This window comes from Candidatus Pseudomonas phytovorans, from assembly GCA_029202525.1.
Classification (GTDB): Bacteria; Pseudomonadota; Gammaproteobacteria; order Pseudomonadales; family Pseudomonadaceae; genus Aquipseudomonas; species Aquipseudomonas phytovorans.
In genome coordinates this window covers 5,807,376-5,814,797 of the sequence record CP119325.1, presented here as the reverse complement: position 1 = coordinate 5,814,797, position 7,422 = coordinate 5,807,376, and the positions used below count along the sequence as shown (strand labels likewise).

The 7,422-nt window shown below is 60.4% G+C and carries 5 protein-coding genes; 4 read left to right on the top strand and 1 reads right to left on the bottom strand.

Translation table 11 applies throughout. The annotated features are described in order from the left end of the window. Positions 1-76: 76 nt before the first annotated feature. On the bottom strand, positions 77-1,633 hold the full coding sequence (gene norR, locus P0Y58_25745; protein ID WEK30253.1) for a nitric oxide reductase transcriptional regulator NorR: 1,557 nt from the start codon (positions 1,631-1,633) through the stop codon (positions 77-79). Between the two features lie 154 nt (positions 1,634-1,787). Between norR and hmpA the strand changes: the two genes are divergently transcribed. The 4 genes from hmpA (at position 1,788) to cyoB (ending at position 7,419) form a co-directional block, all read left to right on the top strand. Continuing rightward, positions 1,788-2,966, top strand: coding sequence for an NO-inducible flavohemoprotein (gene hmpA, locus P0Y58_25740; protein WEK30252.1), 1,179 nt, complete (start codon positions 1,788-1,790; stop codon positions 2,964-2,966). A 420-nt stretch (positions 2,967-3,386) separates the two neighbouring features. Further along, positions 3,387-3,893 carry a disulfide bond formation protein B gene (locus tag P0Y58_25735; GenBank protein ID WEK30251.1) on the top strand — a complete coding sequence of 169 codons (507 nt, stop codon included), beginning with the start codon at positions 3,387-3,389 and terminating at the stop codon, positions 3,891-3,893. Between the two features lie 559 nt (positions 3,894-4,452). Then, entirely contained in the window at positions 4,453-5,397 is a 945-nt protein-coding gene (gene cyoA / locus P0Y58_25730; GenBank protein WEK30250.1) for a ubiquinol oxidase subunit II, read from the top strand. A 3-nt stretch (positions 5,398-5,400) separates the two neighbouring features. Continuing rightward, positions 5,401-7,419 carry a cytochrome o ubiquinol oxidase subunit I gene (gene cyoB / locus P0Y58_25725; GenBank protein WEK30249.1) on the top strand — a complete coding sequence of 673 codons (2,019 nt, stop codon included), beginning with the start codon at positions 5,401-5,403 and terminating at the stop codon, positions 7,417-7,419. Positions 7,420-7,422 lie beyond the last annotated feature (3 nt).

Genomic DNA, 7,422 nt, shown 5'->3' with positions numbered 1-7,422 from the left:
GGGTGGTTAGGGAGATATAGCAGCCATGGGAGAAGCAACCAGAGGCTTTCTGGGTTAATCCTTTTGTAGGTGAACCTCAGCGAAGCCCCAGCCGGCGGGCCAATCGGCTCAGATTTGCGCGGTCCAGGCCCAGCTCTCGCGCCGCTGCCGCCCAGTTGTCCTGGTGCCGTTTCAGGCAGGCTTCGATCACTTGGCGCTGGTAGATTTCGACCGCCTCGCGCAGGCCGCCTTCAGGCAATGCTGCTATCAGGAGCGGGGCTGCCGGGGAGGGCAGGGGGACCGGTGCCGGGGAGGTAGTGCGCAGGTCCAGGTCGATGGCTCCGAGCGTGAGGATGCGTGGCCGATCCGGGTGTTGGCCGAGTGCCTTGAGCGCCGAGCGGCCGATCAGGTGTTCCAGTTCGCGCACATTGCCTGGCCAGTCGTAAGCCAGTAGCGCAGCCTGGGCTTCGTGGCTCATGCGCAGGCTGTTCAGGCCCAGGCGGGAACGGTTCTGTTCGAGGAAGTAGCCAGCCAATAGCAGCACATCTCGACCACGTTCGCGCAAAGGCGGCACGTGCAACGGGTACACGCTCAGGCGATGATAGAAGTCGGCGCGGAAGTTGCCATTGCGCACTTCTGCTGCCAGGTCACGGTTGGTGGCGGCGATCAGGCGCACGTCCACGCGGTGCTCGCGGTCCGAGCCAAGCCGTTGCAGTTGGCCACTTTGCAGCACACGCAGCAGCTTGGCCTGCACGGTCAGCGGCAGTTCGCCCACTTCGTCGAGGAACAGCGTGCCGCCGTTGGCCAGTTCGAACTTGCCCCGGCGCTCGCCGTGCGCGCCGGTAAACGCACCGCGTACATGGCCGAACAGTTCGCTTTCCACCAGAGTGTCGGGCAGGGCGGCGCAGTTGAGGCTGACCAGCGGTTTATCGGCGCGGCTGCTGGCTTGGTGCAGGGCTTGGGCCACCAGTTCCTTGCCGACCCCCGTTTCGCCCGTGATCAGTACGGTCAGGTCGCTGCCGCCGACCAGGCGGATTTCTTCCACCAGGCGCTTGTGCGCGGGGCTTTGGCCAATCAGCTCTTTATCCTGGCCGCTGGCCTGGCGGTAGATCTCGGCGCGGTGGTGTTCGTCTTCAGCGCGCAGGGCCAGGTGCTCGATCCGCTCGGCCACGGTAACGGTGGCGGCGGCCAGGCTGGCGAAGGCCTGTAGCGCATCCAGTTCCAGGCTCTGGAACTGCCCTGGGGTGAGGGCGTCGAGGGTGACCAACCCCCAAGGGCGCTCATCGACCATCAATGGGCAACCCATGCAGTCGTGCACTTCAAGGTCGGCATCCGGCGCGTTGACCAGGCCATCGTAGGGGTCGGGCAGTTCGGAGTCGCTGGCGAAACGGGTGGGTTCCGGTCGGCTGAGCAGGACCTGGAAGCGCGGGTGTTCACTGACTCGAAAGCGCCGGCCAAGGGTGTCGGGGCTCAGGCCATCCACGGCCAGCGGCACCAGCCATTCACCATCCAGACGCAGCAGCGCGGCGGCATCGCATGGCAACAGGCCGCGCATGGCCTGCAGCAGGCGGCGGTAGCGCTCCTGGTCGGGCAAATCTCGTGACAGGTCACTGACCAGGGGCAGAAGGGCAGTAAGCAGCGGCTTTGCGGTCATATTGACTCCTGTAGGTCAATATGACTATACGCTGAGGTGTGTCTTTTTGACATGATCGGCTTCAACCCCCTGATTTTACTGGCGATAAAAGTTGGCACGATTGGTGAAATACCCAGGGCAGTCATTTGAAGCCACAGGCTCAGGAGTTGTCGCAATGCTCAATGCCGAACAACGTGTAATCATCAAGGCCACTGTACCCCTGCTGGAAAGCGGCGGCGAAGCGCTGACCACCCACTTCTACAAGATGATGCTCAGCGAGTACCCCGAGGTACGCCCGCTGTTCAACCAGGCCCACCAGGCCAGTGGCGACCAGCCCCGTGCCTTGGCCAACGGCGTGCTGATGTATGCCCGCCACATCGATCAGCTGGAGCAGTTGGGCGGCCTGGTCGGGCAAATCATCAACAAGCACGTTGCCCTGCAGATTCTGCCGGAGCATTACCCGATCGTCGGCAGCTGCCTGCTGCGCGCCATCGAGGAAGTGCTGGGCAAGGAAATCGCCACCCCTGAGGTGATCGACGCCTGGGCCGCGGCCTATGGCCAGCTGGCCGACATCCTGATTGGTGCAGAAGAAAACCTCTATAGAGAGAAGGAAGAGGCTGAGGGTGGCTGGCGCGGTACACGCGAATTCCGCCTGGTACGTCGCGAGCAGGAAAGCAGCGAGATCGTCTCGTTCTACTTTGCGCCGGTAGATGGCAAGCCGGTGCTCAAGGCCGAGCCAGGCCAGTACATCGGCCTGAAGCTGGAGATCGACGGTGCCGAACAGCGCCGCAATTACTCCCTTTCGGCACTGTGCGATGGCAAAGAGTACCGCATCAGCGTCAAGCGCGAGGCGGGCGGCAAGGTTTCCAGTTACCTGCACGATGAGCTGGTGGTGGGCGAAACCCTGCAACTGTTCCCGCCTGCGGGTGATTTCACCTTGGCTGCAAGCGACAAGCCGCTGGTACTGATCAGTGGGGGCGTGGGTATTACGCCGACACTGGCGATGTTGCAGGCGGCGCTGCAAACCCGGCGTGAGGTGCATTTCATTCACTGTGCGCGTAACGGTGCGGTCCATGCCTTCCGTGACTGGGTCGATGGCCTGGCGGCGCGTCATCCGCAGCTCAAGCGTTTCTACTGCTATGCCGAGGCGCAGGGTGGCGCCGAGGCTGATGCCGTCGGCCTGCTGAGTGAGGACCTGCTGGGCGAGTGGCTGCCGCAGGGGCGTGATGTGGATGCCTACTTCCTGGGGCCCAAGGCTTTCATGGTGGCGGTGAAGCGCCAGTTGAAAAGCCTGGGTGTGCCAGAGCAGCAGAGCCGCTACGAGTTCTTCGGGCCAGCGGCTGCTTTGGAGTGATGTAGCGTCTGTACTGGCCTCTTCGCGGGCTCGCCCGCTCCCACAGGGATAGCGTCACCCTCACAGGCAGCGCAAGTCCTGTGGGAGCGGGCGAGCCCGCGAAGAGGCCGGCACAGGCTTACATGATTACTTCCTGCTTATATATAAAGGAAAGATGAAACCGGGCGCTGCGCTTTCATCTTTAATCCTCCTTTAATCGCGGTATCCTTCACTCCCGGGTGTCGAGGGGCTTGCCCCTGCGCGGCACCCGGGCAGCCTTTTTTTGCCACCTTGCGTTGAACCGACGTTCTTGCGGCCGGTCTCAGCCACACCGGATAGCCCTGCGCAGTGCTATCACGCCGCTTCCTCGACACGCCCAGCGTGTAGACTTGCGCCCAGGCAGGCGGACCACGCTGCCACTCTCCATCGAAGGAACCGGCAATGAACGAACAAACCTCGCGCCTGAATCGGGAACGGCGCTTTCTGGTGCTGTTGGGCCTGATCTGCCTCTCGCTGATCGGCGGCGCCCTCTATATGCAAGTGGTACTGGGCGAAGCACCATGCCCGCTGTGCATCCTGCAGCGTTACGCGCTGCTGTTCATTGCCGTATTTGCCTTCATCGCCGCAGCGATGCCCGGGCGCCGTAGCCTGACCTTCTTCGAGGCCATGGTGGTGCTTAGCGCAATTGGCGGAATCATTGCGGCTGGCAACCATGTGTATATACTCGCCAACCCCATGGTCAGCTGTGGCATCGACACCCTCCAGCCGATCGTGGACGACCTGCCGCTGGCCAAGCTCTGGCCGCTGGCGTTCCAGGTCGATGGCTTCTGCAGTACGCCGTACCCGCCGCTCCTCGGTTTGTCGCTGGCGCAATGGGCGCTCGTGGCATTCGTGCTGACCGCCATCCTGGTGCCGTTCGGCATCTACCGCAACCGACGCCAGGCTTAGACAAAGGTCCTGAATTGCATGTGGTCTTTTACACCGCATGAGAAGAGGGAAATGTCGCGCACCGCTTGATCCAGATCAACCACAAAGCCTTGCAGTATGCGGCTTTGAGGTCTACCAGACGGGGTGCGACAAACTGTCGCGAAGTTGAATAATCGGGCTGCATTGTTACGCATTCTGTAAAAGACTGTTGCTCAATAAGTCATAGTCAAGGGTTGGCGACCTCACTACAATCGCCCCCAATTTCCGTTCGGCACTGCTTGCGAGTCGCAGGATTGAAGGAAGCCCCAGCGCTCCTTTTTGCTGACTTCGTCAAGTTTCGCCCAACGGCGATACCGGGCGGACACCCCTCCGCGTTTTCCCGCACCAAATGGACTTGGTCTGAAGTACAGGCCTGTTGCCTACGAAACCATAAGCACCGCTGACACGTTTGAAGCCAAGGTCCTGCAGTCGGACCCCAGGCGGGAGCGAGTACGGGCGCAAAATGCCTCACTTGGCAGGACGAAGTGTTGGCTACCAAAACACAAATTGCATTGAAGCAAGCTGATCTAGAGGTCGTGAGATGAGTAAAAAGCGTTACCCCAGACTGTTTGGCATATTGCCCGTTTTAGGCATGCTTTTACTCAGTGGGTGCAACTGGACCCTGCTCGACCCGAAGGGCCAGGTCGGCATTGAGCAAAAGAACCTGATCCTGATCGCAACCGGCCTCATGCTGCTGGTGGTGATTCCCGTCATCATCATGACCTTGGCGTTCGCCTGGAAGTACCGTGCTTCCAACAAGGCAGCCACCTACACCCCTGACTGGTCGCACTCGACCAAGATCGAGGCTGCGGTGTGGATCATCCCGATCCTGATCATCATCGCCCTGGGTTATGTCACCTACAAGTCCACCCACAAGCTGGACCCATACCGTCCGCTGGATTCGGACGTGAAGCCGATTCAGATCGACGTGGTCGCACTGGACTGGAAGTGGCTGTTCATCTACCCGGAGCAGGGCATCGCTACGGTCAACAAGATCAACTTCCCGGCTAACACCCCGATCAACTTCCGCGTCACCTCCGACGCCGTGATGAACTCGTTCTTCATCCCGGGCCTGGGTGGCCAGATCTACGCCATGGCCGGCATGACCACCAAACTGCACCTGATCGCCAACGAGAACGGTGTGTTTGACGGTATCAGCGCCAACTACAGCGGTGCTGGTTTCACCGGCATGAAATTCAAGGCTACTGCCACTTCCCAGGCCGACTTCGATGCATGGGTCGCCGAGGTCAAGCAGTCGCCACTGAAGCTGGACAAGGCCGAGTATGAAGCTCTGGTCAAGCCTAGCGAATACGTCCCAGTCGCGCTGTACAGCGAGGCGCCAGCGGAGCTGTTCCAGACCATCGTCGACAAGTACGAAGGCATGAACCGCGGCAAGCCGGTCCACGAAGAAGCAGGCAGCAAAGATCTGGCCACTACCAAGGGTGTGGAAACGAGTATGCAACCAGCTGCCGGTGCAGAGGAGTAAGAGATGTTCGGTAAACTAAGCCTGGAGGCGATACCCTATCACGAGCCGATAGTCATGGTGACGCTTGCCATGATCGCGCTCGGCGGTATCGCTGTCGTCGGTCTTATCACCTATTTCCGCAAGTGGACCTACTTGTGGAGCGAGTGGCTGACTACTGTCGACCACAAAAAGATCGGCGTGATGTACATCATCGTCGCGATGGTCATGTTGCTGCGCGGCTTTGCCGACGCCATCATGATGCGTACCCAGCTGGCTGCCGCTACCGGTGGCTCCGAAGGCTACCTGCCGCCTGAACACTATGACCAGATCTTCACCGCTCACGGTGTGATCATGATCATCTTCATGGCGATGCCGTTCTTCACCGGCCTGATGAACCTTGCGGTTCCTCTGCAGATCGGTGCACGTGACGTTGCCTTCCCGTTCCTGAACTCCCTGAGCTTCTACCTGCTGCTGGCAGGCGTGCTGCTGGTCAACATCTCGCTGGGCGTTGGTGAATTCGCCAAGACCGGCTGGGTTGCCTATCCGCCGCTCGCGGGCATTCAGTACAGCCCTGGGGTGGGTGTCGACTACTACATCTGGGCGCTACAGCTATCCGGACTGGGTACGACGCTTACCGGTGTGAACTTCCTCGTCACCGTGATGAAGATGCGCGCACCTGGCATGAAGCTGATGGACATGCCGATCTTCACCTGGACCTGCACCTGGGCCAACGTTCTGATCGTTGCTTCGTTCCCGATCCTGACTGCCGCACTCGCGCTGCTGACTGTTGACCGTTATCTGGACTTCCACATTTTCACCAACGAGCTTGGTGGGAACCCGATGATGTACGTCAACCTGTTCTGGGCGTGGGGTCACCCTGAGGTTTACATTCTGATTCTGCCGGCCTTCGGCGTGTTCTCGGAAGTGACCTCGACGTTCTCTGGCAAACGCCTGTTCGGCCACCATTCGATGATCTACGCATCGGGTGCGATCGCCATCCTCGGCTTTGCGGTATGGCTGCACCACTTCTTCACCATGGGTGCCGGCGCCAGCGTCAACACCTTCTTCGGCCTGGCGACGATGCTGATCTCCATCCCGACCGGTGTGAAGCTGTTCAACTGGCTGTTCACCATGTACCAAGGCCGTGTGCGCTTCACCGCACCGATGCTCTGGACCCTGGGCTTCATGGTCACCTTCTCCATCGGTGGCATGACCGGCGTACTGCTGGCCGTTCCAGGTGCTGACTTCGTTCTGCACAACAGCCTGTTCGTAATTGCGCACTTCCACAACGTGATCATCGGTGGCGCGGTATTCGGCTACATCGCCGGTTTCGCCTTCTGGTTCCCGAAAGCCTTCGGTTTCACCCTGAACGAGAAGTGGGGCAAAGCTGCCTTCTGGTTCTGGATCTCGGGCTTCTACGTTGCGTTCATGCCGCTGTACGCCCTGGGCTTCATGGGCATGACCCGTCGTCTGAACCACTCCGACAACCCACTGTGGGAACCCTACCTGTGGGTAGCGGTAGCCGGCGCCGTGCTGATCCTGTTCGGTATCGCTTGCCAGCTGATCCAGATCTTCGTTTCGGTTCGCGACCGCAAAGACAACATGGACGTCACTGGCGACCCATGGGGCGGCCGTACCATCGAGTGGTCCACTTCGTCGCCACCACCGTTCTACAACTTCGCTCACATGCCTGAGAAAGTTGGCCTGGACGCCTGGCACGAAGCCAAGGAAGCCGGCGTTGCGTACAAGGTTCCGGCCAAGTACGAAGCGATCCACATGCCGAGCAACACCTCCACCGGTCTGTTCATGGGTCTGTTCCTGACCGTGTTCGGCTTCGCCTTCATCTGGCACATCTGGTGGCTGGTGGGCGCGAGCCTGTTGGCAACCATCGCAGTCTTCGTTCGCCACGCTGCACGTGACGACCAGGGCTTCATGGTTCCGGCCGAAGAAGTGGCGCGCATCGAAGGCGAGCGCATGAAAGCGCTGGCCCAAGCAGGTGTTCTGCCTGCCGGCGCACGTGTCGAATCGTTTGAGCGGGTGTAATCA